This window comes from Paraburkholderia sp. EG287B (assembly GCF_040965595.1).
In the GTDB taxonomy this organism is placed as follows: Bacteria; Pseudomonadota; Gammaproteobacteria; order Burkholderiales; family Burkholderiaceae; genus Paraburkholderia.
In genome coordinates, this window is the sequence record NZ_JBFRCG010000101.1 from 1 (window position 1) to 369 (window position 369).

1 pseudogene is annotated in these 369 nt (G+C 60.7%); it reads right to left on the reverse strand.

Annotated features, from left to right (window positions below):
* Positions 1–330 (reverse strand): annotated as a pseudogene (locus AB4Y40_RS42895) (helix-turn-helix domain-containing protein); the annotation flags it as partial.
* Positions 331–369 lie beyond the last annotated feature (39 nt).

A 369-nucleotide genomic window follows, 5' to 3' on the forward strand; every position in this document is an offset into this window, starting at 1 on the left:
GCCAGTTTGCGGCTGCTCCAGTGCGTCGAGCCGTCGGCCGGCTTGCGTCGCAGCGTGTAGTCGAGCACTCTCGCTTCAAGGCCCGCGAGGTCAGGTCGCGGCGCACGGCCTGGATGTCTGCCGTACACGTTCACTGGCGAAACGCGATTGCCACGTTGTGATGAAACGCGAATCGCATCGCAATTCGGCCATGATCGCCGCCCGCGAGGCTCCTTCGTCGAGCAGCAGGATCAACCGCGCACGCCTCACCTCGCCAACGGCCATTGTGCGGCTGCGCTGCATCGACATCAGGTCTTCGCGCTCGGTTTCACTCAGATTCATTTTGCCCATGCACTATTAGATCAGTGCAATTTCATTGGTTCACTGGAC